Consider the following 25,985-nt stretch of genomic DNA (forward strand, 5'->3'; position numbering starts at 1 on the left):
GTGTCCTCGGTGCTCTCGGGGTGGGGTCAGGGTGCGGTACAGCCGAACCGCTCTCCGGCGACGTCGACGAAGTTCTCGAACAGCTCGCGCAGGCGCGGGGCGCCCGGTTCCTCAAGGGCGGAGAGGTAGTCGTCTCCGGCGTCCAGGGAGAAGTACGTCGGGGTGCCCGCGCAGTCGGCGACGACGTGCCGGGGGTCGAAGCCCGACACCTGGTGTCCGGCCACCCGCGGCTGCTCCTCGTACCCGGGGGAGGACCGGATGCCCGCGACGAGGTGCGGGTCCCGGGTCACGGTGTAGGTGGCGTAGTCGTGGACCGCGCAGGACCAGGTGGGACCGGTGCCGTCCTGGACCGTCTCCCGCGCTCCGGTCACCCCGTCCGGCCCGGGGAACTCCAGCCCTCTCAGACCGCAGACCGTCCCGGCGTCCACCTGGCGTGCCTTCGGGGCCGAGGTGAGGGCAGTGGGTGCGGTGAGGGGCCGCTCGGACGCGCAGTCGGCCCGTTCGGCGGCGTGGTTGGCGACCTCGGTCAGGAGCCGGGCGAACCGGACCGGGTCGGAGCCCTCGGGGGCGTACCCCTCGATGACGGCGGGACCGTCGGCCGTCGCGCAGGCGTCGGGCAGCAGGACCCAGCCGTGGTCCGCGCCGATGGCGCCGGTGGCACGCGTGCCGCTGCCGGAGAAGAAGGACACGGTGGCCGGGTTCGGCCACCGGCCGTCGTCGGTGAACGGGAAGTCGCCGCGCTCACGGGTCGCCAGAATCGTCAGGTGCTCGTCGTCGGAACCCGGGAGGAAGGACGACGTCTCCACCCGGCAGGTGAAGGCGAGCAGGTCGCCGGGCCGGTCGTCCGGGCCGTCCCGGTCGGAGAGCCGCCCGGAGTGGGAGAAGACGTCCTCGGCCGCGTCGGCGGAGACCAGCCCACCGCACACGTCGTCGTCGCCGAAGAGGTTGGTGTTCAGCCACAGGTGCGCGCCCACCGCCAGGACGACGACCGCCAGGGCCGGTGCGATGATCTTCCGTCCGAGACCGGCCCGGCGACTTCCGTTCGTCATCTCACTTCCTCGTGCGTAGCGCGGAGTACGCGTCCTCGCGCCCCGTGATGAAGCTCTGCTTCGCCTCACCCTTGGCATGCTCGTGCGCCTCGCTGCCGCTGATGCCGTGCTCGCCGCCCCAGGCGTCCAGGAGGGCGTTCGTGCCGCCGATCCCGGCGGAGGTGGAGGTGCTGTCCTGGGACCGGGCGGCGTCCTCCGCGGCGGCCGTCACGTCCTTCTGGTACTCGTAGGTGGCCGCGTCGACCATCCGCTGGACGGGGTCGCCGACCACGGGGATCTGGGTGAAGAGGCCGCCGACCCCGTGGTACGTGTAGCGCATCTGGTCGCTGATCGTACCGACCTTGGTGTCCCGGTCGTCGAGGATCATGTCGGACCCGATGGCGGTCATCGAGCCGTACACCTCGCCGACGTGGCGGGCCTTGTTGTCCCAGTCGCCGACGACGTTGGCCTGCTGCTCGGGGGAGGCGTCCCGGGTGGTGTCCAGGTACTCGGCGGAGTACACCTTCTGGTTCTCGTACAGCATGTCGTAGACGAGGACGGGCTCGCCGTCCGCCGTCGTGCCGTACGCCGCGTCGGAGACCCCGCGCATCACCCGGAGCAGGCTGTGCTTGCTGTTGGTGATGCTGGAGTCGTCGCCGTTGGCGTTGATGCCGGAGCCTCCCGCGGGGCTGCTCGGCTCGGTGCCGCTGAGGATGGCGTGGGTGTCCATGGTGTAGTCGGCGAGGGCGCGGCCGAGGGGCACCTTCAGGTTCTGCGGGATGGAGTCGCCCTTGCCGTCCTTGTCGAGCTGCGTGATGGTCTCCTGCATCACCCGGGACTGGGCCTCGGTGTGGTGGTCGAAGGCGGCACCCTCGGAGTTGGGCTCGCGCCCGGTGGTCGCCGCCTCCAGGGCCGCGCCGAGGCCGGTGCGGTTGAGCGGGTCGTCCATGGTGATGACGGTGGGACCGGCGACCGTGCTGTGCTGCGGCCACTCCCGCTCGTGGAGCAGGTACTTCAGGTGGTCGTTGTCGACGTGGTCGGAGCCGGAGCCGTTGCCCGCCGGGTCGAAGAAGGCGGTGGCCGCGTCGGGGTTCTTGCTCATGACGCCGAGGAGCCCGTCGAGGGCGTCCGCGCGGATGCCGTCGTGGCCCGCGCCCCACTCGGTGAAGATGCTGGGCTGCTTCTTCTCGGCGGCTATCAGGTCGTCGCCCAGCTCGTACAGGAACTGGTCGTCGAACTTGGCGTCGCCGTGCTGCATCATGCTGACGAACGACTGGTAGCCGTACATCGGCTGGGTGTTGGAGCCGTAGTTCTTGGTGCCGTACTTGTCGAGGCCCTCGGTGAACTGCCGGTAGAACCTGCCGTCGTCGCTGGCCAGCCAGTCCTTGAACTTCTGCGACCCCGGTGGCGCGTCGGCGACCGAGCCGGGCACGTGGGTGGCGTTGGCGACGGTGTCCGCGAGGCCGCCCTGGAGTTCCAGGTACTGGGCCTTGTTCTTCTTGTCGTCGTCGTAGGCGAGGTCGTTCAGCTCGTTGGTCAGCTTGATGGTGCCGTCCGGCCCGAGCCCCGTCAGCAGCGACTGGGTGAACACCTTGTTGCCCGAGTTGTCCCGGAACGCCCGGTCCAGCTCGGCGAGATCCGCGGCGGAGACCTTCTTGCCGTCCGCGAGGCGCTTCGCGATGTCCTCGGCGTTCTCCGCCTCGTACTTCTCGATGTCGCCCTGCGCCTGCCCGTTGAACCCGTTGGACGTGCCGTCCATGATGTCGGAGTCGACGACGACCGCGTTGAACGCGATCTCCACGCCCTTGTCGGCGTCGGTGACGTCCGCGACGACCCCGTCGATACGTGCCTGCCAGGAGCTGACCGACTTGCGGACGCTGTCCTGGTAGTCGGGGTCGTGGTGGTACGCGGTCCGGGTGCCCTCGTCGAGCCGTGCCGTGTCGAACGACACCCGCCCCTGCTCGGAGACGGCCATCCCCGCGTCGATCGCCTCCTGCCGGGCCGTCTTGAGCCTGCCCTGCATGTCGACGAACTGCGTGTGCGCGTCCCGCAGCAGCGAGGCGATCGCCTTCGCCTCGACCTGGGCGTTCTGGTACTCCGTGAGCGTGACGTCGAACCGCCGACTGGCGGCGTCCGCGGTCAGCCCCAGCCAGAGCGGTCCCAGCGTGATGCCGTGCACATCCCGCTTGTACGCGGTCTCCTGCTCGTGGAACTTCTTGGCCATGTCGTCCCAGGCTTCGGCAGCCGTGGTGAGCGTGGCCAGGTCGGTCGTGATGATCTCGTGGTACGTCGGCATGGGTCCCCGTTGGTGCGCGCTGAAGGAGGTGAAGGAGGTGCGGAAAGGGTCGGTGGCTCGGCGTCGACGACTCAGAAGCCGTCGAGGCTGGACGACTTGCGCACCCCGTTCCCGACACCGAGGTCGGTGGTCTGGAACAGGGTGTTCGTGCTGCGCAGGGCCGTCTTCTCGGACCCCAGCCGGTTCATCAGGTTCTGCACCTGTTCACCCCACGTCTTGTGCGCCTTCTTCAGCGCTGTCGACGTGACCCAGCCGTGCCCGTCCTTGGCCGCGAACGCCTTGACCGCGGCGTTCGACTCCTCGTCCGCGACCTCGCCGGCCTTCTTGGTGTCGGGCTCGATGTGCTCCTCGATCGCCCTGGCGGCGGCCTTCTTCTGGGCGGGACTGGAGCCGAAGTCCGGCTGCCCGCCCAGCCCCGGTCCCGTGGGCCCACCGGGCGAGCCCCCTGGATCGGCCGGGTACTGGTTGAGCCGCATACCGACCGGCCCTCCGGCCTGGCTCACGGTCCGCTCCCCGACAGGCTCCGTCATGTCTCCCTGCCCCCGTCCAGTCGATTGGCGTGCACTCGCCAGGCTAACAACTTGGCCGGTTCTCGGGGGTGCTGGGGGCGGTTCACCCAGTGGCGCATGTCACCTGGCGCACTCGGCCGACTTCTCCACCTCTTCGGTGTAGCTGATGATGAGGCGCTTCATGGCATCGGCGTCCTGATGCTTCGAGGTCCACATCTGGATCGATGTGTAGAGCACGTGGTCGCCCTTGTCGCTCCGGTACCGGGAACTTGTGCACCCCTGTGTCTTACCGAAGCCGGACCTGCCGGAGTACACGAACCTACCGTTCCTGGCTGAACGCGTAGGAGGTTCCTGCGAGAGTCCGACGGCGTAGGCCGTCAGATTCATCTCCTCCTCCCACGCGCGCATAGCGGAAGCGACGACAGTCCTGTCGACGATTACCTCGCATGTCTTGATACCCGAGACCTCCTCTTCCTGAACCCGCAGTTTGTTCCCTGAGGGTAGGAAGGCAGCGAGGTCGTCGGCGCCGACGGAGATTTCGCAGAGTGAGTCGGGAACGGCGTACTTGCGTTCACTCTCGCCCGCTCCACAGCCACTGGCAGTCAGAAGGAGAAACGCGATGGTGAGAGCCGCTGACACAGGGCGCATGGTGGTCGAGTGATGGATCACGTGATCCTCTCGGTCAGGTCGGGGTCCGGTCGCGGTCGTCAGTAGTCCGTAAGAATTCCAGGAGCCTGTCCGTCCACAATCAGGCGTGCGTTGAAATACCCCTGACGTGCTGACGCACGGGCAGCCGTTCCGGCATCGCCCGCGTCGATCGACGGGTACGCGTCCGCCGCTGCCCGCGCAGCGTCCTCCGCAACGGCTTCGTTCCGTGACAGGCCGTCCTGCCAGAACTGTCCCCCGGTCCTCTGGGCCTCGCTCAGGGCCTGGCCCTCCGCGTCCTGGAAGACGGCTTCCAGAACCACGCTCGTCACCGTCCCGGCACCGCCACCCATCGCCGCGCCGACCCACGGCGTCGCGACGAACGAGGTACCCACGCCGACGACGGTGCCGACCCCACCAGAGACCCAGTTCTTGCGCTGGGCGATCGCGTGCTCGTACTGCTTGTCCTTGTCCGATGCCTCGGCGCCGAGGGCCTCCTGTACGCCGAGCGCCAACGTTCCGGATACTTCGCCAGCCTGGGTCGCGATCTGTTCGACGAGAAGACTGGAATTCTCTGACATCCGTAGATGTACGGGCAGGTCAGGGTTCAGATGGTATTCCATCAGTTTGCCCATGTAGGCTTTCTGTCCCACTTCAACGGCTGCGTATCCCTCTTCGTTCTGACCGACAGCGAAAAGGAGCTTCGTCACATCGGAATGCTCCAGTCTTGCCTCGCTTCCCGCGATCGGGTAGAGCTTCTCGATGTCCTGCCACTTCTCGGAACCCGGGTCTCGCTCTACGTCCGTCATGGCTCGGTTAAGGTCCGGCAGATATTCAGAGGTGATTTGGCCAATGCTGTCGGTCATGTAGCCGTGCGATGTCAACCGCTCCGGTTCATCCGCGATCGATGCCACCAGACTCTCCACCAGACGGGCTTGCTCCCGGGTGTGCGGCGGTGTGTCCGCCGTAGGAATCTCTCCCGCCGGATGCCCGGTCGTAGCGGCCTCCAACGCCAGTGCCAACGTGTTACGGCCCGCGATGCTCTCCTCACCCTCGCTCGTGAAGTCATGCGGCCAGGCGCGTTCTTCGAAGAGGTACTGGAAGTTGGTGAGCGAAACCTTCCCGTTCCTGCCGTTGCCGTCGGTGTCACGCTCGAAGGGATTGTTCTCGTCGTTCTTGTTGATGAACTCCCCGTTGAAGAACGTCGTCGCGGCATCCGGGCTTTGGACAGGGCCTTGAGGTATCCGGTCATTGGATCCCAGCCCGAGTCACTGCCCGTGCGGTTGAGAAGAGGATCGGAACCCACCCGCCCCCAAGCGCCGTGTTCGCCGTTGCCCGTGTACTTCTTCTCGGTCGCGATCAGCTTGTCGCCGTAGTCGACGAGGAACCGGTCGTCGTAGTCGCCCCAGCGCATCAGGTTGCTCATCACCTGGGCGCCGAGCGGAAAGCCTTTGCCAGGGCTGACCGGCCTGTCCACCATGTCGACCATCTTGTTCCGCCAGTCGGCCATGGTGGCCGAGTCGCTCTGTGAGGCGGTGGCGAGGGTAAGACCCAGATGCTTTTGGAGTTCGTCATGCGTGTTGCCGCGCTTGTGACCCAGCGCGTACGCCACTTGCGGGTCATTGATGCCTGCCCAGAAGCTCAGCGTCCCCTCGGCACCCAGGTGGCTGGCGAAACGCTCCGCGAACAGCCCGTCTCCGGCGTACTTCCGTAGACCGGCGGTGAGGCGGTCAAGATCCTTGGGCGTGAGCTCCTCCGGGTTCTTCGTCGCCAGCTCGGCCAACTGGTCGGCCTGCTCGATAGCCTCGGCGGCGGAGTCCCGGTCCTTGTAGCGGGCGTCGGAGAAGCCAAGCCTGCTCTGGTCGGCGATGGCCTTGAGGACGGTACTGGCCGAGGTGTCGCTCTCCGTGGCTCTCTCCACGATGTCCTGGAGTTCGTCGCGCAGTGCCGTGATGTCTGCCTTGTTGTCTTCGTCCTGTGCGGCGCGGCCTTCCGGCGGGACGTTCGACGTGACGCTGAAGCCGCCTTCGTAACCGATCACCGTCAGGTTCTTCTGCCGCCCGCGCTCCATGGCATCGGTCAGCTGTGTCTGATATCTGACCAGTTCGTCCCGGGTGTCCTTGAGAATCAGGTAGATGCTTCTGGCTTGGCCGTGGGCATCCGCGAACTCACCGGCCGTCTTGCCGATGAACTCCTTGGACACCATGGCATTGACCCCCGCCCAGTCGGCCTTGTTGGCGGCGCCGTGCAGCCCTCTTTCCGCTGCCTTCTTGAGATCCTCAAGGTTGCCGACGACCGTTGCCCAGTCGTCGATGGCGTCACCGAGCAGACTGAGATCGATGTCCCTGAGATCCGTGAGATCCATCAGTTCTGGTCCTTCTGCTTGTTGGCCGGGCCGTAGATCTCGTTCTTTGGCCCGGCCTCGCCGACCCGTTCGTCGAAGCCCGCGTCGAGAAGGTCGATGCTGCTCATCTGCCGACGGATGTAGTGGTCGTCATCCGCGTGCAGTCGCTTGGTGACCGTCATGTGGTTGGAGATGTGAGCGCAGGCGTCCATGAGGGATGACAACTGCTCATCCCAGCGCGTAGCGACGTGTTGGAGAGCACTGCCCAGGGCGAAGCTCGCCAGAGTCAGCGTCCGTGCCGCCTTCTCGCTGCTGGGCACTGCCTTGCGGGCCTGGTCCCAGAGGTCGTTGTAGAGGTCGAAGGCGTTTCCGCCGATCCTCGCCAGTTCGTGCTGCTTCACGTTCAGGTCGCCGTACTTGGCTGGAACCCTCATAGAAGGCTGCTTGCCGTCTCCAGGGGGCAGTTGATTCAACTGCATGGCAGTGGTCTGGCGCTCGGCAGCCTGCGTCTTCAGAAGTTCCCACTCATCCCAGGCCATGTCTGTGCCCTCCCCGTTCCAAGAGACCGACTACGACGGGACAGTCGTGCTCCGTCCTGGACTGCGGCGCCAGTCGCCGAGTGGATGAAGCGCCCTCTGTCCGCGCTGCTGCCGCCCGCGTCGACGCCCAGCGCGGTCCCCGCGACGTCACTCGCGGAGACGTCGGCTGACGTTGCTCCATGCTGCCCGAGAAGACGAACTCGTCGTCCACATCTAGCCGACAGCGGTGCACCGCGATCGCTGGCTCTCTTCCCGGGAGGCAGCACGGCGTTTCGGCGAGAGACCGGGATTCCCGCGCCGCACAGGCTCGTGGGCACGGCATACTCCCGCTCCGCGGGTGGGACCGCAGGAGGCCACCACCGCGATCGCCAGGGCCGTTCCCAGCGCGATGTCGGTCCGGCGTGGCCCTTTTCCGGCGGATCGCGGCATCCTCGCCCGACTCCGCCCGGTAGGCGCCCCGCCGGGAGGCAATGGGGTCAGCCGTGTACCCAATGGCTGGCGTTCGACCGGCTGCGCCTCTCATCGCTCCCACTCGTCCCATGTCATGAGCCCGCTTTCCATGACTGGGCACCGGGTGAATCGCCTCCAGGTCGCGGATCACGGCCCGGAGCCCCCTGCGGAGGGTGTCCGACACGCGGTGGTACCCCGTACCGGAACACGGAAAGGATCGGTAGGCGGAGGCGCCTGTCATACGGACGGTGCCCGATCCCCGCCGGTCAGAGGTTCTCCTCCGCAACCCACCCCACCTGCACCAACGGCCGCCCCCGCCGCCGGGACACGAACACCCCGCGCCCCGCGGGCATGGGCCGGGGCCGTACCCCGCCCAGGACGTCGCCCTCGCCAGGGTCACCCGCGAGGACGACGCCCTGCGCCCCCAGCTCCTTGATGCGCTGCATGAACGCCTCGTAGGAGGCGCGGCTCGCGCCCGCCGTCGAGCGGGCGATGATGAAGCGCACGCCCACGTCGCGGGCGAAGGGCAGCAGCTCGGTCAGGCCGCTGAGCGGGTTTCCGCTGGACGTGGAGACGAGGTCGAAGTCGTCGATGACGACGAACACTGTCGGCCCCTGCCACCAGCTGCGGTCGCGGAGTTGCTGTGCGGTGACCTCCGCGGTCGGCGTCCGGCGCTTCATCAGGTCCGCCAGGGCGACCATGTGGTGCTCCATGGCGTTGGACATGGGGATGTACTCGGCGAGGTGGGAGTCCGGGGTGACGCCCAGCAGGGAACGCCGGTTGTCGACGACGAACAGCTTGCACTCGTCGCCGGAGTAGCGCCGCGTGAGCTGCTTGACCAGCAGCCGCAGCAGGTTCGACTTGCCGGACTCACTCTCGCCGAAGACCAGGAAGAACGGGTCCTGGTCGAAGTCGACGAAGACCGGTTCGAGGTTGTTCTCGTCCAGCGCGAAGGCGACGCCCTGGCGCGGGTAACGGTCCCCCGCGGGCAGCTGCTCCGCCGGGAACTCGCGCGGCAGCAGCCGTACCTTGGGCGCCCCCGGCGCCTCCCAGTGCCGGGTCACCTCGGTCGCCAGCGCCGCCGTCGCCTCCGCCAGGTCGGTGTCGGAGGTGAGGCCGTCGATGCGCGGCACGGCCGCCATGAAGTGCAGCTTCCGCGGTGCCTGACCGCGCCCGGGCACGCCCGTGGGCACGTTCGCGGCGACCTTGCGGTCCAGCTCGGAGTCCATCGTGTCGCCGAGCCGCAGCTCCAGCCGGTTCAGCAGGTTGTCCTTGAGGGCCGCCCGCACCTCCATCGAGCGGGACGCCGAGATCACCAGGTGGACGCCGTAGCCGAGACCGCGCGCCGCGATGTCCAGGACCACCTGGTCCAGCGCCTCGTAGTCGGCGCGGAAGTTGGCCCAGCCGTCGATGACCAGGAAGACGTCGCCCCACGGCTGGTCGGTGACCGAGATGTCGCCACGGGCGCGCCGGGTGCGGAACTCGGCGATGGAGGAGATGCCCGACGCCCGGAAGTACTCCTCACGGCGCGCCAGGATGCCGTAGACCTCCGCGACCGTACGCCGCACCTTCTCGGGGTCCAGGCGGGAGGCGACACCGCCGACGTGCGGGAGTGCGGCCACCGCCGACATACCGCCGCCGCCGAAGTCGAGGCCGTAGAACTGGACCTCCTGCGGGGTGTGCGTCAGCGCGAACGAGCAGATCAGGGAGCGCAGGAGCGTCGACTTGCCGGACTGCGGGCCGCCCAGGACCTGCATGTGGCCCGCCGCGCCCGAGAAGTCCACCCACAGCGGGTCGCGGCGCTGCTCGTACGGCTTGTCGACGATGCCGACGGGGACGACCAGCCGTCCCGCGCCCTCGTAGCCGGGCTGGGTCAGGCCGCGTCCCGGCACCGCCGTCAGACCCGGCAGCAGCGCGTCCAGCGACGGCGGGCTGTCCAGCGGCGGCAGCCACACCTGGTGCGCCGCCGGACCCTGCGCCTCCAGACGGCGTACGACGACGTCCAGCACGGTGTCCGCGAGCGCGTCGTCCACCTCGTCCGACCCGGCACCCGGCCCCTCGGCCCGCGTCGCCTGCTGCGGCACGAACGCCACCGGCACCTCCGCCGCCGTGAACAGCACCGGCCGCCGGTCCACCGGCAGCGCGCCGTCCGTCGACGACGACCGCTGGGCACCGGAACGGTAGACGCCGGAGACGTACGCCGCCTTGAACCGCAGCATCTCGCCCGTACCGAACTTCAGGAACCCGGAACCGGGCACGTTCGGCAGCTCGTAGGCGTCCGGCACGCCGAGCGCGGCCCGGGACTCGGCCGCGGAGAAGGTCCGCAGACCGATCCGGTACGACAGGTAGGTCTCCAGGCCGCGCAGACGGCCCTCCTCCAGGCGCTGCGAGGCCAGCAGCAGGTGCACGCCCAGCGAGCGGCCGATCCGGCCGATCTGCACGAACATGTCGATGAAGTCCGGCTTGGCCGTCAGCAGCTCGCTGAACTCGTCGATGACGAGGAGCAGCGACGGGATCGGCTGGAGCGGGGCGCCCGCCGCGCGCGCCTTCTCGTAGTCGTGGATGTTGGCGTAGTTGCCCGCGTCCCGCAGCAGCTCCTGGCGGCGGTTCAGCTCACCGCGGATGGAGTCGCCCATGCGGTCGACGAGCGTGAGGTCGTCCGCCAGGTTGGTGATCACCGCCGCGACGTGCGGCATGTGCGCCATCCCGGCGAAGGTCGCGCCGCCCTTGAAGTCCGCGAGGACGAAGTTCAGGGTCTCGGAGGAGTGCGTGACCGCGAGCCCGAGCACCAGCGTGCGCAGCAGCTCCGACTTGCCGGAACCGGTGGCGCCCACGCACAGCCCGTGCGGACCCATGCCTTCCTGCGCGGCCTCCTTGATGTCCAGCATCACCGGACGGCCGTCCTCGCCGACGCCGATCGGCACCCGCAGCCGCTCCGCCTGCGACCGGGGCCGCCAGGTGCGCCGGGTGTCGATGGAGGCCGCGTCGCCCAGGTTCAGCAGGTCGGTGAACTCCAGGTTCGCCAGCAGCGGCTCGTCGTCGTCCCCGCCGGAGGCCATCCGCAGCGGCGCGAGCTGCCGGGCCAGCGCCTCCGCCGACTCCTGCGACAGCCCGTCCGGCGTCCCCTCGTAGACCACCCCGTGCGCTGACTCCAGCCGCAGCGTCTGCGGCCGTACGGCGATCGACAGGTCCCCGCGGACCCCCGCCTGCTCACCCGGCACGACCTCGATGACCGTGACGCCCTGCAGCCCCTCCGGGCTCGCCAGCATCGAGTCCTGCGGCAGGGACACCCCGTCGAGTACGACGACCAGGTGCGCGGTGTCGGGCAGCGGCGCGGCGTCGGGGTGGAAGCGGGGGCGGCCGGTCAGCCGGGAGGACAGCAGGTCCTCCAGCTCACGCGGGTCGGCGCTGATCAGACGGCGCGATCCGGCGCCGTCCGTGACGCCGGTCAGCTGCGCGTGCGGCAGCCACTTGGCCCACTCCCAGTGCGGCCACGACTCCCGGCCCGCCGCGACCGCGACGACGAGGTCCTCGGGGGAGTGCAGCGCGGCCAGCGAACCGGTCAGGGCGCGGGCGCAGGACCGTACGGACTCCGGCTCCCCGCTGAGGGTGACGTGGTAGAAGGCGCGCAGGGACACCGCCATCGGCAGGTCGTCCAGGGTGGCGTGGGCGGCGACGAAGCGCCGCATCGCGCTCGCGGTGAGCGGCTCCAACTGCTCCACGGGGCCGGGGTCCGGGGCGATCAAGGCGGTCGCCAGCGCCTGCGGGCCGAGGCCGATGCGGACCTGCGCGAAGTCCTCGTCGCCGGGCCGCCGCTCCCACACCCGGCTGCCCTCGGCGACCAGCGCCCACAGCTGCTCGGGGGAGGGGTGCAGGTAGTACTGCGCGTCGCGCTGCGCCCGCGCGGTGTCCTGGGTGGCGTGGCGGGTCTGGGAGAGATAGCGCAGGTAGTCACGGCGCAGGTCGGCCAACTGGCCCTGCGAGCCGCGACGGAAGCGGACCACCATGGCGATGGACATGGCGATCGTCGACGCGATCATGATCATGCCCATGATCCGCATGAACGGCTGACCGCTCGTGAAGAAGAACACCACCGAGCCGCCCATGCCCAGCGTCGGCAGCAACTGCATCATGACGCTGTCCTGGTGACCCCGTGGCAGTTCGGGCGGCGGCTGTACGACGACGTCGCCCGTGGGCACCTCCGGCGGCAGCGCCCGCGGTGGACGCTTCACGACGATCTGGCTCACTGCTCACCAATTCCCTTGTCGGCCCGCGCCGTTTCCGTCCGCCACCCCGTGTCAGGCGAACGGGGGCCGCCGCGCGATCCTACTGATCCCACCACACACTGGCGGGCGGTAGGGTGCCGGATGTTCGCGCGAGCACAGGAGAGTCCGGCCGGAGACACGGGACGTACCCGGGACAGGGACGGGGCATTCCACGCGGTGGGGCGCGGCACGGAACGCCGGGCCCGCCCGGCGACGGGCACCGGCGGTAAAGCGGCACAGGACCTTCACACCGCCATCCCCCGGGCGACACCGGGCCGGGGGCACGGCAGCGCGACCGAGCAACGGAACTGAACTGAGGGGGAGCACCAGGTGAGCATCACGGCCTCCACGGCGGCCGCCGGCGCGGGCGGACCCGGCGGACCGGGCGGACCCGGCCAGGCGGCCACGCCGGGCACGACCGGCGCCGCGATCACCGGCCTCGGCTTCTGCCGGGTCACCATCGTCGCCCCGGACAGCCGGATCGACGTGGCGCTGCCCGACGACATCCCGGTCGCCGACCTCTACCCCGAGATCCTCCGGCTCTCCCGGCAGACCGCCGCCGAGGGCGCCCCGGTCGGCTACCACCTCGTCCGCCGCGACGGCACCGTCCTGGACAGCTCCCGGTCCTTCACCGCGCAGCGCATCCTCGACGGCGAACTGCTCACCCTGCGCCCGTTCTCCGAGTCGCTGCCGCCCGCCGTCTTCGACGACGTCTCCGAGGCGGTCGCCTCCGCCGTCACCCGCGACCGCGCCCTGTGGCACGCCGACCTCACCCGCGCCGCGGGACTGACCGGCGGCGGCGTCCTGCCCGCGCTGCTCGCCTTCGTCGCCTGGACGGCCGACCCCCGGCACGACATGCACAGCCTGCCCGGCATCCTCGCGGGCGTCGCCGGGGTGCTCCTGGTCGTCCTCGGCTGCGTCCGCGCCCGGGTCTACGACGACCGCGCCTCCGCCGTCGCGCTGGGCCTGGGCGCCCTGCCGAACGTGGGCGTGGCCGGGTCGGGGCTGCTGTCGCTGTCCGAGGGGCAGGGCATCGGCAAGCTCCAGTTCCTGCTGGCCTGCGCGGCGGTGCTGGTGGCCTCGGTGATCCTCACCCTGTGCTCACCGCGCGGCGACGGCCCGTTCGTCGCCTTCGCCGTCGCCTCGGGCCTCGGCCTGGTCGCCACCTGCGCGGCGCTCTACAAGCACTGGACCCCGGCCGAGATCGCCGCCCTGTGCGCCCCCGTCGCCGTCGGCGCGCTCGCCTTCCTGCCGGGCATGTCCATGCGCTTCGCCCGGCTGCCCATCGGCTTCGACGCCCCGGACGCCGCCCCGCGCAGCGCCTACGGCGCCGACCCCGAGCCGCCCGAGCCGGTGGACGCCGAGCGCATCGAGGCCCAGGCCCGGCGCGGCCACGAACTCCTCGTCGGCCTGGTCGGCGGCTGCTCCCTGGTCGCCGTCGGCGCCGCCCTCGTCCTCGGCTTCACCGCCGACCTATGGGCCCAGCTGCTCGCCCTGGCCACCGGCGTTGCCCTGCTGATGCGGGCCCAGCTGTTCCGCTACACCGCGCAGGTCGCCGCCCTGCTGGCCGCCGGGCTCGGCTCACTGGTCGCGCTCGGCCTCGGTCTGGCGCTCAACCCGCCCGGCGCCCTGGTCCACGACGCGCTGCGGGGGGACCGCGCCGACCTCGACATGCGGACGGTCTGGCTGGTCGCGGCGATCGCGGTGGCGGCCGCGCTGATCACCGGCCTCGGCCTGGTCGCCTCCCGCAGCGGGCTCACCCCCTTCTGGGGCCGCTTCCTGGAGATCGCCGAGGGCTTCGTCCTGCTCACCCTGGTCCCGTTGGCGCTGGCGGTCTTCGACGTCTACGCGTCGGTGCGGTCACTGACGGGCTGAGGCACCGCGGGTACACGGCCGGGGCGGGGCGCGGCCGGGGCGGGGCGCACACGCGCGTGCGTCCCGCCCCGGCCGACTTCCCGGCTACGGCCCTCAGTCCGCCTTGGGCTCCGGCTCCGGCTCCAAGTCGAACTCCCCGTCCCGCGCCCCGAGCACGAAGGCCCGCCACTCCGCCTCCGTGTACCGCAGCACGGTGTCGGGGTCGAGGGAGGACCGCATCGCCACCGCGCCCTCGGGCAGATAGGCGATCTCGACCCGCTCCTCGTGCTCCTCGGTGCCCGGCGCGCTGTGCCACTCGACGCCGGAGATGTCGAGCGCGTACAGCTCGTCCCGCTCCCGTTCCTTGCGTGCCTTCATCTCGGCTTCCGTCTCCGCCATCGCTGGGCGACCCCTTCCAGACGCACGTACAGTCCAACCGGTCACCCTAGTGGCCGCGCACCCGCCGCCCGGGCCGTTCTCCGGCCGCGGTAAGAGGCGGGCGAACCTGCTGGTACTCTGGGTGACGGCCGTTTGTGTACGCACCCCCGGAGCCCTCGCGCCCTGGAGGCCGCGCCCAGCGGATCCCCGCCTTCCGAGTCACGGAAGCTCCCCCGAGACACAGACCGGGGGCACTCGGTGGCCTCTTTCCAGACCATGAGGAGTACGCGTGTCGCTCGACGCCGCTACGAAGAAGCAGATCATCTCCGAGTTCGGTACCAAGGAGGGTGACACCGGCTCCCCCGAGGTCCAGGTCGCCATGCTGTCGCGTCGGATCTCCGACCTGACCGAGCACCTCAAGACCCACAAGCACGACCACCACTCCCGCCGTGGCCTGCTGATCCTCGTCGGTCAGCGCCGCCGCCTGCTCCAGTACCTGGCCAAGAAGGACATCCAGCGCTTCCGCGCGCTGGTCGACCGCCTCGGCATCCGCCGGGGTGCGGCGGGCGCCAAGTAAGACGCCGTGGAGGGAGCGGTTCCCGCAGTTCGGGGGCCGCTCCCTTTGCTGTACGTGCGCGGTGTCACCGCCCCTTTGTAGTGTGGTAGCACAACGCGAACGACAAGAACGACAAGAACGACAAGAACGACACGAACGACACGAACGAGGAGAAGCGCACCTCGCCGCCGCCGGTCCTCGGTAGTGGCCCCCGGGAAGAACGGACCCCGGGTGCTTCGATCGAAGACCGGCTTGCACCAGGAGCGGCGCTTCTCCGCCACCGTCCCCCCGCCACACGGGCGGCCCGGGACAAAAGACGACAAGTAACGGAGAAAACGCTAGTGGAGAACGAGACCCACTACGCCGAGGCCGTCATCGACAACGGTTCCTTCGGCACCCGCACCATCCGCTTCGAGACGGGCCGCCTGGCCAAGCAGGCCGCCGGTTCCGCCGTGGCGTACCTGGACGACGACACCATGGTGCTGTCGGCCACCACCGCCTCCAAGAACCCCAAGGACCAGCTCGACTTCTTCCCGCTGACGGTCGACGTCGAGGAGCGGATGTACGCGGCCGGGAAGATCCCCGGTTCCTTCTTCCGCCGTGAGGGCCGCCCCTCCGAGGACGCCATCCTCACCTGCCGCCTGATCGACCGCCCGCTGCGCCCGTCCTTCAGGAAGGGCCTGCGCAACGAGATCCAGGTCGTCGCCACGATCATGGCGCTCAACCCCGACCACCTGTACGACGTCGTGGCGATCAACGCCGCCTCCGCGTCCACGCAGCTCGCCGGTCTGCCCTTCTCCGGCCCGATCGGCGGCGTCCGCGTCGCGCTGATCCGCGGCCAGTGGGTGGCGTTCCCGACCCACACCGAGCTCGAGGACGCCGTCTTCGACATGGTCGTCGCGGGCCGCACCCTGGAGGACGGCGACGTCGCGATCATGATGGTCGAGGCCGAGGCCACCGAGAAGACCATCAAGCTGGTCGAGGGCGGCGCCGAGGCGCCCACCGAGGAGGTCGTCGCGGCCGGTCTGGACGCCGCGAAGCCCTTCATCAAGGTGCTGTGCAAGGCGCAGGCCGACCTCGCCGCGAAGGCCGCCAAGCCGACCGCCGAGTTCCCGATCTTCCTCGACTACCAGGACGACGTCCTGGAGGCGCTGACCGCCGCCGTCCGCCCGGAGCTGGCCTCCGCGCTGACCATCGCGGGCAAGCAGGAGCGCGAGGCCGAGCTGGACCGCGTCAAGGCGCTCGCCGCCGAGAAGCTCCTGCCGGAGTTCGAGGGCCGCGAGAAGGAGATCTCCGCCGCGTACCGCTCGCTCACCAAGCAGCTGGTCCGCGAGCGCGTGATCAAGGAGAAGAAGCGCATCGACGGGCGCGGGCTGACGGACATCCGTACGCTCGCCGCCGAGGTCGAGGCCATCCCGCGGGTCCACGGCTCCGCCGTGTTCGAGCGTGGCGAGACCCAGATCCTGGGCGTCACCACCCTGAACATGCTCCGCATGGAGCAGCAGCTGGACACCCTCTCCCCGGTGACCCGCAAGCGCTACATGCACAACTACAACTTCCCGCCGTACTCCACCGGTGAGACCGGCCGCGTCGGCTCCCCGAAGCGCCGCGAGATCGGCCACGGCGCCCTCGCCGAGCGCGCCCTCGTGCCGGTGCTGCCGACGCGCGAGGAGTTCCCCTACGCGATCCGCCAGGTGTCCGAGGCGCTCAGCTCCAACGGCTCCACCTCCATGGGCTCGGTCTGCGCCTCCACCATGTCGCTGCTGAACGCCGGTGTGCCGCTGAAGGCCCCCGTCGCCGGTATCGCCATGGGCCTGATCTCCCAGGAGGTCGAGGGCGAGACGCACTACGTCACCCTCACCGACATCCTCGGTGCGGAGGACGCCTTCGGCGACATGGACTTCAAGGTCGCCGGCACCAAGGAGTTCGTGACCGCCCTCCAGCTCGACACCAAGCTGGACGGCATCCCGGCCTCCGTCCTGGGCGCCGCCCTCAAGCAGGCCCGCGACGCCCGTCTCCACATCCTCGACGTGATGATGGAGGCCATCGACCGGCCCGACGAGATGTCCCCCAACGCGCCGCGGATCATCACCGTGAAGATCCCGGTCGACAAGATCGGTGAGGTCATCGGCCCCAAGGGCAAGATGATCAACCAGATCCAGGAGGACACCGGCGCCGAGATCACGATCGAGGACGACGGCACCATCTACATCGGTGCCGCCGACGGCCCGGCCGCCGAGGCCGCCCGTACGACGATCAACTCGATCGCCAACCCGACCATGCCGGAGGTCGGCGAGCGCTACCTGGGCACGGTCGTGAAGACGACCACCTTCGGTGCCTTCGTCTCCCTGCTCCCGGGCAAGGACGGCCTGCTGCACATCTCGCAGATCCGCAAGCTCGCCGGTGGCAAGCGCGTGGAGAACGTCGAGGACGTGCTGGGCGTGGGCCAGAAGGTCCAGGTCGAGATCGCCGAGATCGACTCGCGCGGCAAGCTCTCCCTCATCCCGGTGATCGAGGGCGAGGAAGACGCTTCCTCGGACGACAAGAAGGACGACGCCGCCAAGTGACGTCCCGTAGCTCCAAGGTGACGGCCCGCCCCTCTTCGGAGGCGCGGGCCGTCGCCCGTACCCAAACCCTCATCAAGGGCACCAACGGCATCGGCACCGTCCGCAAGACCACCCTCCCCGGGGGCCTGCGCGTCGTCACCGAGACCCTGCCGTCGGTGCGCTCCGCGACCTTCGGCATCTGGGCGCACGTCGGCTCCCGCGACGAGACCCCGGCCCTGAACGGCGCCACCCACTACCTCGAACACCTCCTGTTCAAGGGCACCGCCCGGCGCAGTGCCCTCGACATCTCCGCGGCGCTGGACGCCGTGGGCGGCGAGATGAACGCGTTCACGGCCAAGGAGTACACGTGCTACTACGCGCGCGTGCTCGACGCCGACCTGCCGCTGGCCATCGACGTCGTCTGCGACATGCTGACCGGTTCCCTCATCCGTGAGGAGGACGTCGACGTCGAACGCGGCGCCATCCTCGAAGAGATCGCGATGACGGAGGACGACCCCGGCGACTGCGTGCACGACCTGTTCGCGCACACGATGTTCGGCGACAACGCCCTCGGCCGCCCCGTCCTCGGCACGGTCGACACCGTCAACGCCCTCACCGCCGACCGCATCCGCCGCTTCTACAGGAAGCACTACGACCCCACCCACCTGGTGGTCGCCTGCGCGGGCAACGTCGACCACCACAAGGTCGTACGGCAGGTCCGCGCGGCCTTCGAGAAGGCGGGCGCCCTCAAGGACCCGGCCGCGCGGCCCATCGCCCCGCGCGCGGGCAGCCGTACCCTGCGCACCGCGGGCCGCGTCGAGCTGATCGGCCGCAAGACCGAGCAGGCGCACGTCGTCCTCGGGATGCCGGGACTGTCCCGCACCGACGACCGCCGCTGGGCGCTCGGCGTGCTGAACACCGCCCTCGGCGGCGGCATGTCCTCGCGCCTGTTCCAGGAGGTCAGGGAGAAGCGCGGCATGGCCTACAGCGTGTACTCGTACACCTCGGGCTTCGCCGACTGCGGCCTGTTCGGCGTCTACGCGGGCTGCAGGCCGTCCCAGGTCCACGACGTGCTGAAGATCTGCCGCGACGAACTCGACCAGGTCGCCGAGCACGGCCTGTCCGACGAGGAGATCGACCGCGCCGTCGGCCAGCTGCGCGGCTCCACCGTCCTCGGTCTGGAGGACACCGGCGCGCTGATGAACCGCATCGGCAAGAGCGAGCTGTGCTGGGGTGAGCAGATGTCCGTGGACGACCTGCTCACCCGGATAGCCTCGGTCACGCCGGACGACGTCCGCGCGGTCGCCCGCGACGTCCTGGGCCGCAGGCCGTCCCTGTCGGTCATAGGCCCGCTGAAGGACCGCCAGGCGTCCCGCCTGCACGACGCCGTCGCCTGACCCCTGCCGTACCTCCCGTTAGGAACGAAGAAGATGAGCAAGCTGCGCGTGGCGGTCCTCGGCGCCAAGGGCCGGATCGGGGCCGAGGCGGTACGGGCGGTCGAGGCCGCCGAGGACCTGGAGCTGGTGGCCGCCCTCGGCCGGGGCGACAAGCTGGAGACACTGGCCGACACCGGCGCCCAGGTCGCCGTCGAACTGACCACACCGGCCTCGGTGATGGGCAACCTCGACTTCTGCGTCCGGCACGGCATCCACGCCGTCGTCGGCACCACCGGCTGGACCGACGACCGCCTCGCGCAGCTGCGGACCTGGCTCGCCCAGTCCCCGGAGACGGGCGTGCTCATCGCCCCCAACTTCTCCATCGGCGCCGTCCTCACCATGAAGTTCGCCCAGCTCGCGGCGCCCTACTTCGAGTCCGTCGAGGTCGTCGAGCTGCACCACCCCAACAAGGTCGACGCCCCCAGCGGCACCGCCACCCGCACCGCCCAGCTCATCGCCGAGGCCCGTGCCAGGGCGGGCAGCGCGCCCGCGCCGGACGCCACGGTGACCGCGCTGGACGGCGCCCGCGGCGCCGACGTCGACGGCGTCCCCGTACACGCGGTCCGGCTGCGCGGCCTCCTCGCCCACCAGGAGGTCCTGCTGGGCGGCGAGGGCGAGACCCTCACCATCCGCCACGACTCCCTGCACCACAGCAGCTTCATGCCGGGGATCCTGCTGGGTGTCCGCCGGGTGGTGACCACTCCGGGCCTCACCTTCGGCCTGGAGCACTTCCTGGACATCGACTGAGCCGCTTCGACCGAGCCCGGGAACCACGTCACCATGCGCGCGAAGATCACCTACCTCGTCACGGCCGCCGTCCTCGTCTTCTACTTCGTCCTGGTCGGCAGCCGCGGCGTGCTGCTCATCAGGACCGGCACGCTGCTCACCGTCACCTTCGGCATCGCGGTGCTGATCCTGCCGGTGATCGGGCTGTGGTTCCTGTGGAAGAACACCCAGTTCGTCCGCAGGGCCAACCAGCTCGCCGCCGAGTTGGAGGCTGAGGGCGGGTTGCCCGTCGACGAGTTGCGGCGCCTGCCCAGCGGGCGGATCGACCGTGACTCGGCCGACGAGGTCTTCGCCCGCCGCAAGGCCGAGACGGAGGACGCGCCGGAGGACTGGCGCACCTGGTTCCGCCTCGCCGTCGCCTACCACGACGCCCGCGACACCCCGCGCGCCCGCAGGGCGATGCAGCGCGCCATCGCCCTGCACGACGGCAGACCCGTCCAGGTCTGACCACCTGGCACCCGGACACGACGCAGAAGGGGCCGCCCGCGCTACCGCGAGCGGCCCCTTCGCTGTCCGTCACACCTCCGCGGGCTCAGCCCCGCCGGTACTCGTCGGCCCAGACCTCCACCGAGTCCGCCGCCCGGTCGAAGGACCCCGGCCGAGCCAGGAAGTCGGCGTTGTGGCTGGTCAGCAGCGGCGGCATGTCCTGCCCCGACCGGCCCCGCTCGACCAGCAGTACCGCCTGCCCCTGCACCGTCCGCGGCATCCCCAGCCAGCGCACCGGCTGCTGCACCGTCCGCACCGAGACCACCCGGTCCCAGCGCACGGTCCGCGTGCGCGGGAAGCCCACGCGGCGCAGCCCGTGCGCGCTCACCCACACGCCCATGCGCAGCATCCGCAGCGCCCCGACGATCATCAGGCCGGCGATCACGAAGACCGGGCCCGCGCCGGAGACGCCGCCGGTCAGGGCGATGATGACCCCCGCGAACAGCACGTACGAGGCGAGCAGCAGCGTGACGGCGGCGGTGCCGACCCGCCAGGGCCCCGGGCGGTAGGGGCGGCGCCAGCGGTCTCGGTCGTCGAACGGCAACGCGACGTCGTCCGCTGCGTCAAAGGCGCGGTCGGCCGTCAGGAAGGGCAGGGGCACGGCTGGTCCTCACTCGTTCCATCCACGGGTTGTGCCCGGTGAGGCTATCGACCCGGGTCCGTACCCACCACCTCCGGGGGTCCGTACGAGTCACCACGGACGACCGGCCGACCGGGGAGAGGCCCGTAAGGTGGGCGCGCACGCACGATGCGATCGGAAGGACCCCTGTGACCGCCGCCGACCACGACCGGAACCCGACCTCCCACAGCGATGTCGAGACGCGCAGCGACGTCACCGTCGAGCTGGTGAAATCCAGCGCGTCGGACGCCGACGTGCTGTTCGCCGCCCGGGTCTCCACTCTTGGTGAGCACTCGCTGGACGAGTTGGACAAGGACCCGGAGCGGTCCAAGGGCCTGATCAACTACCTCATGCGGGACCGGCACGGCAGCCCCTTCGAGCACAACTCGATGACCTTCTTCATCAGCGCCCCGATCTTCGTCTTCCGGGAGTTCATGCGGCACCGGGTGGGCTGGTGCATCGCCGGAGACACCGAGATCACCTTGGAGAGCGAGGCGGGCAATCTCCGGCGGCGTACCATCGCCGAACTCCATGAGCTCTGGCATCTGGGGGTCGAGGATCGCCTCCCTCACTCCGCTGGTGGGGTGACCTGGCACAGTCCGGCGGGCAAGTGGATGGCACAGGTGCGGCGCGGCGCCAGCAACCACTATCTCGGCCTGTACGAGAACCGCGAGGCGGCCGAGTCCGCCGTCGCGGAGTTCAGGGAGGAGCACCCCAGCACGCGAATCCGCAAGCTCGAATCGGTCCGACGCAACCACGTGCGCTGTTACGACGAGGAGACCCTGCTCGCGCAGCGGGCACGGATCGTCGACGTGATCGCATCGGGTGTCAAACAACTGATCAAGATCACTACCGCGTCCGGTAAGGCGCTCCGCTGCACGGTCGATCACGCCATCCTCACGTCCGAGGGCTGGGCGAAGGCCGGGGAGCTGGGCGTCGGCGACCGGGTCATGGTGGCCGGAACTGCTCCCCGGCCGTCTCAAGCGCTCATCCCACCGAGCCTGCGCCGCGGTATCGGGGTGTGGACGTCCATGCAACGGCAGAGGTTGATCAAGGATGTGGACGTCTGCCACCTCTGCGGTCAGGACTTCCCCCGTGCGGCGCTCGCACTGGACCACGTCGTTCCGGTGGCGGGTGACCTGACCCGGGCTCTTGACGAGCGGAACCTCGCTCCCGCGTGCGAGCCCTGCCATACCGCCAAGAGCGGCGGGGAGCAGTCTCTGGCCAGCCGTGGTGGCAAGGCGGCCGAGGCGGTTCCGGACCCCGTCGTCACCATCGAGCCGGACGGGGAGGAGATGACGTACGACCTGTCCGTGGAAGGCCCCTGGCACAACTTCCTGGCCAACGGCATCGTCGTGCACAACTCGTACAACGAGGAGAGCGGCCGCTACCGCGAGCTCCAGCCGGTCTTCTACACCCCTGACGAGTCCAGGAAGCTCGTCCAGGAGGGACGCCCCGGCAAGTACGTCTTCGTCGAGGGGACGCCGTCGCAGCACGCGGCGGTCCGCGACGTCCTCTCGGACTCCTACCAGCAGGCGTACTCCGCCTACCAGAAGCTGCTCGCCGAGGGCGTCGCCCGCGAGGTCGCCCGCGCCGTGCTCCCGGTCGGCCTGTTCTCCTCGATGTACGCCACCTGCAACGCCCGCTCGCTGATGCACTTCCTCGGCCTGCGCACCCAGCACGAGCTGGCCAAGGTCCCGTCCTTCCCGCAGCGGGAGATCGAGATGGTCGGCGAGAAGATGGAGGCCGAGTGGGCCCGGCTCATGCCGCTGACCCACGCCGCCTTCAACGCGAACGGTCGTGTGGCTCCGTAACGCGCACCCGTTTCACCAGCTGGGACAGATGTGCGGTTCAACCGCATGAAGTGTCCGTATTGCGGCATTTAGTGAAGTTCATCTAGCCTGATCAAACGGGTCCGGCACTGCTTGAACCCCCGAGCAGGCAGTGCCGGGCTCCCCCTTTGTCCGGACTTTTCGCGCCCCCCGAGGGCAGACCCACGGATGAGCAACGAGTAGCGTGTAACCCATGGCTCCGACCTCCACTCCGCAGACCCCCTTCGGGCGGGTCCTCACCGCCATGGTCACGCCGTTCACGGCGGACGGCGCGCTCGACCTCGACGGCGCCCAGCGGCTCGCCACCCACCTGGTCGACGCGGGCAACGACGGCCTGATCATCAACGGCACCACCGGCGAGTCGCCCACCACCAGTGACGCGGAGAAATCGGAGCTGCTGCGCGCGGTACTGGAGGCCGTCGGCGACCGCGCCCACATCGTGGCCGGGGTCGGCACCAATGACACCCGGCACAGCGTCGAGCTGGCGCACGCGGCGGTCGAGACCGGCGCACACGGCCTGCTGGTCGTCACGCCGTACTACAACAAGCCCCCGCAAGAGGGCCTCTACCGCCACTTCACCGCCATCGCCGACGCCACCGAACTGCCGGTGATGCTCTACGACATCCCCGGCCGCAGCGGCGTCCCCATCAACACCGAGACACTGGTCCGCCTCGCCGAGCACCCCCGGATCGTCGCCAACAAGGACGCCAAGGGCGACCTCGGCCGCGCCAGCTGGGCCATCGCCCGCTCCGGCCTCGCCTGGTACTCCGGCGACGACATGCTGAACCTGCCCCTGCTCTCCGTCGGGGCAGTCGGCTTCGTCTCGGTCGTCGGCCATGTCGTCACCCCCGAACTGCGCGCCCTCGTGGACGCGTTCACCGAGGGCGACGTCCAGAAGGCCACCGAGATCCACCAGAAGCTGCTCCCCGTCTACACCGGCATGTTCCGCACCCAGGGCGTCATGACCACCAAGGCCGCCCTCGCCCTGCGGGGCCTGCCCGGCGGCCCGCTGCGCGCGCCCATGGTGGAACTGACCGCACAGGAGATCGAGCAGCTCAAGATCGATCTTGCCGCCGGCGGGGTACAGGTCTGACAACAGACTTCGCCCGCCGCGCCGGGCACGGACCTCACAACTGAATAGGCGGGCCACCGGTGCCTGCGTCCACACGACAACTGCTTCTGCACGAACGTCACGCGCGCCACGTGCCTACCGGTACGTGGCGCGCGTGGTGAGGAGAGTCTTTTGAGTCATCCGCATCCTGAACTGAGCCCGCCCCCGCCGCTCCCCGAGGGTGGCCTGCGCGTCACCCCGCTCGGCGGCCTCGGCGAAATCGGCCGAAACATGACGGTCTTCGAGTACGGAGGCCGCCTGCTGATCGTCGACTGCGGAGTGCTCTTCCCCGAGGAGGAGCAGCCCGGAATCGACCTGATCCTGCCGGACTTCTCGTCCATCCGGAACCGTCTCGACGACATCGAGGGCATCGTCCTCACCCACGGGCACGAGGACCACATCGGCGGCGTCCCCTTCCTCCTGCGGGAGAAGCCGGACATCCCCCTGATCGGCTCCAAGCTGACCCTCGCCCTCATCGAGGCCAAGCTCCAGGAACACCGCATCCGCCCGTACACCCTCGAAGTCGCCGAGGGCCACCGCGAGCGCATCGGCCCCTTCGACTGCGAGTTCGTCGCGGTCAACCACTCCATCCCGGACGCCCTGGCCGTCGCCATCCGCACCCCCGCGGGCATGGTGGTGCACACCGGCGACTTCAAGATGGACCAGCTCCCGCTGGACAACCGCCTCACCGACCTGCACGCGTTCGCCCGGCTGAGCGAGGAGGGCATCGACCTCCTCCTCTCCGACTCCACGAACGCCGAGGTCCCCGGCTTCACGCCGCACGAGCGCGACATCTCCGGCGTCCTGCGCCAGGTCTTCGGGGCCGCCCGCAAGCGGATCATCGTGGCCAGCTTCGCCAGCCACGTCCACCGCATCCAGCAGATCCTGGACGCCGCCCACGAGTACGGCCGCCGGGTCGCCTTCGTCGGCCGCTCCATGGTCCGCAACATGGGCATCGCCCGTGACCTGGGCTACCTCAAGGTCCCACCGGGCCTGGTCGTCGACGTCAAGACACTCGACGACCTCCCCGACCACCAGGTGGTCCTGGTCTGCACCGGCTCCCAGGGCGAACCGATGGCGGCCCTCTCCCGGATGGCCAACCGCGACCACCAGATCCGCATCGTCGAGGGCGACACGGTGATCCTGGCCTCGTCGCTGATCCCCGGCAACGAGAACGCGGTCTACCGCGTCATCAACGGCCTCACCCGCTGGGGCGCCAACGTCGTCCACAAGGGCAACGCCAAGGTGCACGTATCCGGCCACGCCTCCGCGGGCGAGCTGCTGTACTTCTACAACATCTGCCGCCCCAAGAACCTGATGCCCGTCCACGGCGAATGGCGCCACCTGCGCGCCAACGCCGAGCTGGGTGCCATGACCGGCGTTCCACACGACCGCATCGTCATCGCCGAGGACGGCATCGCCGTCGACCTCGTCGCGGGCAAGGCGAAGATCTCGGGCAAGGTCCAGGCGGGCTACGTCTACGTCGACGGCCTCTCCGTCGGCGACGTCGGCGAACCGGCGCTGAAGGACCGCAAGATCCTCGGCGACGAGGGCATCATCTCGGTCTTCGTGGTCATCGACTCCACCACCGGCAAGATCAACGCCGGTCCGCACATCCAGGCCCGCGGCTCGGGCATCGAGGACGCCGCCTTCGAAGCGGTACTCCCCAAGATCACCGAGTCCCTGGAGCGTTCGGCCCAGGACGGCATCGTCGAACCCCACCAACTCCAGCAGCTGGTCCGCCGCACGCTGGGCAAGTGGGTCTCCGACACCTACCGGCGCAGGCCGATGATCCTGCCGGTCGTCGTGGAGGTCTGACCTGGCGTACGGCCCCTGCCACGCCCCAACTCCGGAGCGGGGCGCCTCGATTTGCATCCAGGCGCTCCGCTCCAGTACGTTTACGGCTCCGCCCACCCGGGAACCCGGTCGCCTCGTGCACCGGAGCACGTTCCCTGGAGCGGGTGGGAATTCCGACTCAGAACTTCTGATAAAGTCGGAGCCGCCGGAAAGGGAAACGCGAAAGCGAACACCTGGAAAGCGCCGAGGAAATCGGGTCGAGAAAAGGATCTGATAGAGTCGGAAACGCAAGACCGAAGGGAAGCGCCCGGAGGAAAGCCCGAGAGGGTGAGTACAAAGGAAGCGGCCGTTCCTTGAGAACTCAACAGCGTGCCAAAAGTCAACGCCAGATATGTTGATACCCCGTCTCCAGCATCTGCTGGGGCGAGGTTCCTTTGAAGAACAAACACAGCGAGGACGCTGTGTGCGAGGGGATCATTCCTCCTCTCGCACCGCTCTCGTGGTGTTG

Annotated in this window: 18 protein-coding genes and 3 pseudogenes; 11 read left to right on the forward strand and 10 right to left on the reverse strand. The window is 69.5% G+C overall.

All coding sequences use genetic code 11. The features are described from left to right. Positions 1 to 26: 26 nt before the first annotated feature. From ABZ659_RS01395 to eccCa, 8 genes are all read right to left on the reverse strand, one after another. Positions 27 to 1,049: a hypothetical protein gene (locus ABZ659_RS01395; RefSeq protein WP_360212233.1), complete on the reverse strand. Its 1,023-nt coding sequence runs from the start codon at positions 1,047 to 1,049 to the stop codon at positions 27 to 29. A gap of 1 nt (position 1,050) precedes the next feature. After that, a complete protein-coding gene (locus tag ABZ659_RS01400; RefSeq protein ID WP_360212235.1) occupies positions 1,051 to 3,324 on the reverse strand; it encodes a hypothetical protein in 2,274 nt (757 codons plus the stop codon). A gap of 71 nt (positions 3,325 to 3,395) precedes the next feature. After that, on the reverse strand, positions 3,396 to 3,854 hold the full coding sequence (locus tag ABZ659_RS01405) for a hypothetical protein (protein ID WP_360212237.1): 459 nt from the start codon (positions 3,852 to 3,854) through the stop codon (positions 3,396 to 3,398). 99 nt (positions 3,855 to 3,953) lie between these two features. Next, on the reverse strand, positions 3,954 to 4,472 hold the full coding sequence (locus ABZ659_RS01410; protein ID WP_360212239.1) for a hypothetical protein: 519 nt from the start codon (positions 4,470 to 4,472) through the stop codon (positions 3,954 to 3,956). A gap of 68 nt (positions 4,473 to 4,540) precedes the next feature. Continuing rightward, positions 4,541 to 5,392: a hypothetical protein gene (locus tag ABZ659_RS01415; RefSeq protein WP_360212241.1), complete on the reverse strand. Its 852-nt coding sequence runs from the start codon at positions 5,390 to 5,392 to the stop codon at positions 4,541 to 4,543. Continuing rightward, positions 5,359 to 6,843: a hypothetical protein gene (locus ABZ659_RS01420; RefSeq protein ID WP_360212243.1), complete on the reverse strand. Its 1,485-nt coding sequence runs from the start codon at positions 6,841 to 6,843 to the stop codon at positions 5,359 to 5,361. The genes ABZ659_RS01415 and ABZ659_RS01420 overlap by 34 nt, the downstream gene beginning before the upstream one ends. Further along, entirely contained in the window at positions 6,843 to 7,361 is a 519-nt protein-coding gene (locus ABZ659_RS01425) for a hypothetical protein (RefSeq protein ID WP_360212245.1), read from the reverse strand. Before ABZ659_RS01425 ends, ABZ659_RS01420 begins: the two co-directional genes overlap by 1 nt. A 716-nt stretch (positions 7,362 to 8,077) precedes the next feature. Then, positions 8,078 to 12,058: a type VII secretion protein EccCa gene (eccCa, locus tag ABZ659_RS01430; protein WP_360212247.1), complete on the reverse strand. Its 3,981-nt coding sequence runs from the start codon at positions 12,056 to 12,058 to the stop codon at positions 8,078 to 8,080. 348 nt (positions 12,059 to 12,406) lie between these two features. Here eccCa and eccD point away from each other — a divergent pair, with 348 nt between their 5' ends. After that, positions 12,407 to 13,951: a type VII secretion integral membrane protein EccD gene (gene eccD, locus ABZ659_RS01435; protein ID WP_360212249.1), complete on the forward strand. Its 1,545-nt coding sequence runs from the start codon at positions 12,407 to 12,409 to the stop codon at positions 13,949 to 13,951. A 93-nt stretch (positions 13,952 to 14,044) separates the two neighbouring features. Here the strand turns inward: eccD and ABZ659_RS01440 are convergent, their stop codons facing one another. After that, positions 14,045 to 14,329, reverse strand: coding sequence for a DUF397 domain-containing protein (locus ABZ659_RS01440; protein WP_360212251.1), 285 nt, complete (start codon positions 14,327 to 14,329; stop codon positions 14,045 to 14,047). A gap of 268 nt (positions 14,330 to 14,597) precedes the next feature. Between ABZ659_RS01440 and rpsO the strand changes: the two genes are divergently transcribed. From rpsO to ABZ659_RS01465, 5 genes are all read left to right on the forward strand, one after another. Further along, the gene (gene rpsO, locus ABZ659_RS01445) at positions 14,598 to 14,885 is read left to right on the forward strand and encodes a 30S ribosomal protein S15 (RefSeq protein ID WP_030041128.1); all 288 of its coding nucleotides are present in this window, start codon (positions 14,598 to 14,600) and stop codon (positions 14,883 to 14,885) included. Between the two features lie 320 nt (positions 14,886 to 15,205). Further along, positions 15,206 to 17,431 carry a polyribonucleotide nucleotidyltransferase gene (locus ABZ659_RS01450; RefSeq protein ID WP_360212254.1) on the forward strand — a complete coding sequence of 742 codons (2,226 nt, stop codon included), beginning with the start codon at positions 15,206 to 15,208 and terminating at the stop codon, positions 17,429 to 17,431. Continuing rightward, positions 17,428 to 18,807 (forward strand): pitrilysin family protein, encoded by a 1,380-nt coding sequence (locus tag ABZ659_RS01455; protein WP_360212256.1) that lies wholly within the window; start codon positions 17,428 to 17,430, stop codon positions 18,805 to 18,807. The genes ABZ659_RS01450 and ABZ659_RS01455 overlap by 4 nt, the downstream gene beginning before the upstream one ends. A gap of 33 nt (positions 18,808 to 18,840) precedes the next feature. Beyond that, the gene (dapB, locus tag ABZ659_RS01460) at positions 18,841 to 19,593 is read left to right on the forward strand and encodes a 4-hydroxy-tetrahydrodipicolinate reductase (RefSeq protein ID WP_360212258.1); all 753 of its coding nucleotides are present in this window, start codon (positions 18,841 to 18,843) and stop codon (positions 19,591 to 19,593) included. 33 nt (positions 19,594 to 19,626) lie between these two features. Next, the gene (locus ABZ659_RS01465; protein ID WP_360212260.1) at positions 19,627 to 20,079 is read left to right on the forward strand and encodes a hypothetical protein; all 453 of its coding nucleotides are present in this window, start codon (positions 19,627 to 19,629) and stop codon (positions 20,077 to 20,079) included. Positions 20,080 to 20,164: 85 nt separating this feature from the next. Here ABZ659_RS01465 and ABZ659_RS01470 read toward each other — a convergent pair whose 3' ends face one another. Next, positions 20,165 to 20,719 (reverse strand): hypothetical protein, encoded by a 555-nt coding sequence (locus ABZ659_RS01470; protein WP_360212262.1) that lies wholly within the window; start codon positions 20,717 to 20,719, stop codon positions 20,165 to 20,167. A 167-nt stretch (positions 20,720 to 20,886) separates the two neighbouring features. Here ABZ659_RS01470 and ABZ659_RS01475 point away from each other — a divergent pair. From ABZ659_RS01475 to ABZ659_RS01495, 5 genes and pseudogenes are all read left to right on the forward strand, one after another. Then, positions 20,887 to 21,192: pseudogene (locus ABZ659_RS01475) on the forward strand (FAD-dependent thymidylate synthase); the annotation flags it as partial. A 159-nt stretch (positions 21,193 to 21,351) separates the two neighbouring features. Further along, positions 21,352 to 22,098, forward strand: a pseudogene (locus tag ABZ659_RS01480) (HNH endonuclease); the annotation flags it as partial. Between the two features lie 3 nt (positions 22,099 to 22,101). After that, positions 22,102 to 22,551: pseudogene (gene thyX / locus ABZ659_RS01485) on the forward strand (FAD-dependent thymidylate synthase); the annotation flags it as partial. 211 nt (positions 22,552 to 22,762) lie between these two features. Beyond that, positions 22,763 to 23,662: a 4-hydroxy-tetrahydrodipicolinate synthase gene (gene dapA, locus ABZ659_RS01490; RefSeq protein WP_360212264.1), complete on the forward strand. Its 900-nt coding sequence runs from the start codon at positions 22,763 to 22,765 to the stop codon at positions 23,660 to 23,662. Between the two features lie 150 nt (positions 23,663 to 23,812). Then, a complete protein-coding gene (locus ABZ659_RS01495) occupies positions 23,813 to 25,498 on the forward strand; it encodes a ribonuclease J (RefSeq protein ID WP_360212266.1) in 1,686 nt (561 codons plus the stop codon). The last annotated feature ends 487 nt before the right edge of the window (positions 25,499 to 25,985 follow it).

The sequence above is a fragment of the Streptomyces sp. NPDC006997 genome, from assembly GCF_040635175.1.
Classification (GTDB): domain Bacteria; phylum Actinomycetota; class Actinomycetes; order Streptomycetales; family Streptomycetaceae; genus Streptomyces.

Bases quoted from the DNA above. Each gene is read 5' to 3' on its own strand.
- ABZ659_RS01395 (WP_360212233.1), bottom strand. From the start codon at position 1,049: ATGACGAACGGAAGTCGCCGGGCCGGTCTCGGACGGAAGATCATCGCA.
- ABZ659_RS01400 (WP_360212235.1), bottom strand. From the start codon at position 3,324: ATGCCGACGTACCACGAGATCATCACGACCGACCTGGCCACGCTCACC.
- ABZ659_RS01405 (WP_360212237.1), bottom strand. From the start codon at position 3,854: ATGACGGAGCCTGTCGGGGAGCGGACCGTGAGCCAGGCCGGAGGGCCG.
- ABZ659_RS01420 (WP_360212243.1), bottom strand. From the start codon at position 6,843: ATGGATCTCACGGATCTCAGGGACATCGATCTCAGTCTGCTCGGTGAC.
- ABZ659_RS01425 (WP_360212245.1), bottom strand. From the start codon at position 7,361: ATGGCCTGGGATGAGTGGGAACTTCTGAAGACGCAGGCTGCCGAGCGC.
- ABZ659_RS01440 (WP_360212251.1), bottom strand. From the start codon at position 14,329: ATGGCGGAGACGGAAGCCGAGATGAAGGCACGCAAGGAACGGGAGCGG.
- dapB (WP_360212258.1), top strand. From the start codon at position 18,841: ATGAGCAAGCTGCGCGTGGCGGTCCTCGGCGCCAAGGGCCGGATCGGG.
- ABZ659_RS01465 (WP_360212260.1), top strand. From the start codon at position 19,627: ATGCGCGCGAAGATCACCTACCTCGTCACGGCCGCCGTCCTCGTCTTC.
- dapA (WP_360212264.1), top strand. From the start codon at position 22,763: ATGGCTCCGACCTCCACTCCGCAGACCCCCTTCGGGCGGGTCCTCACC.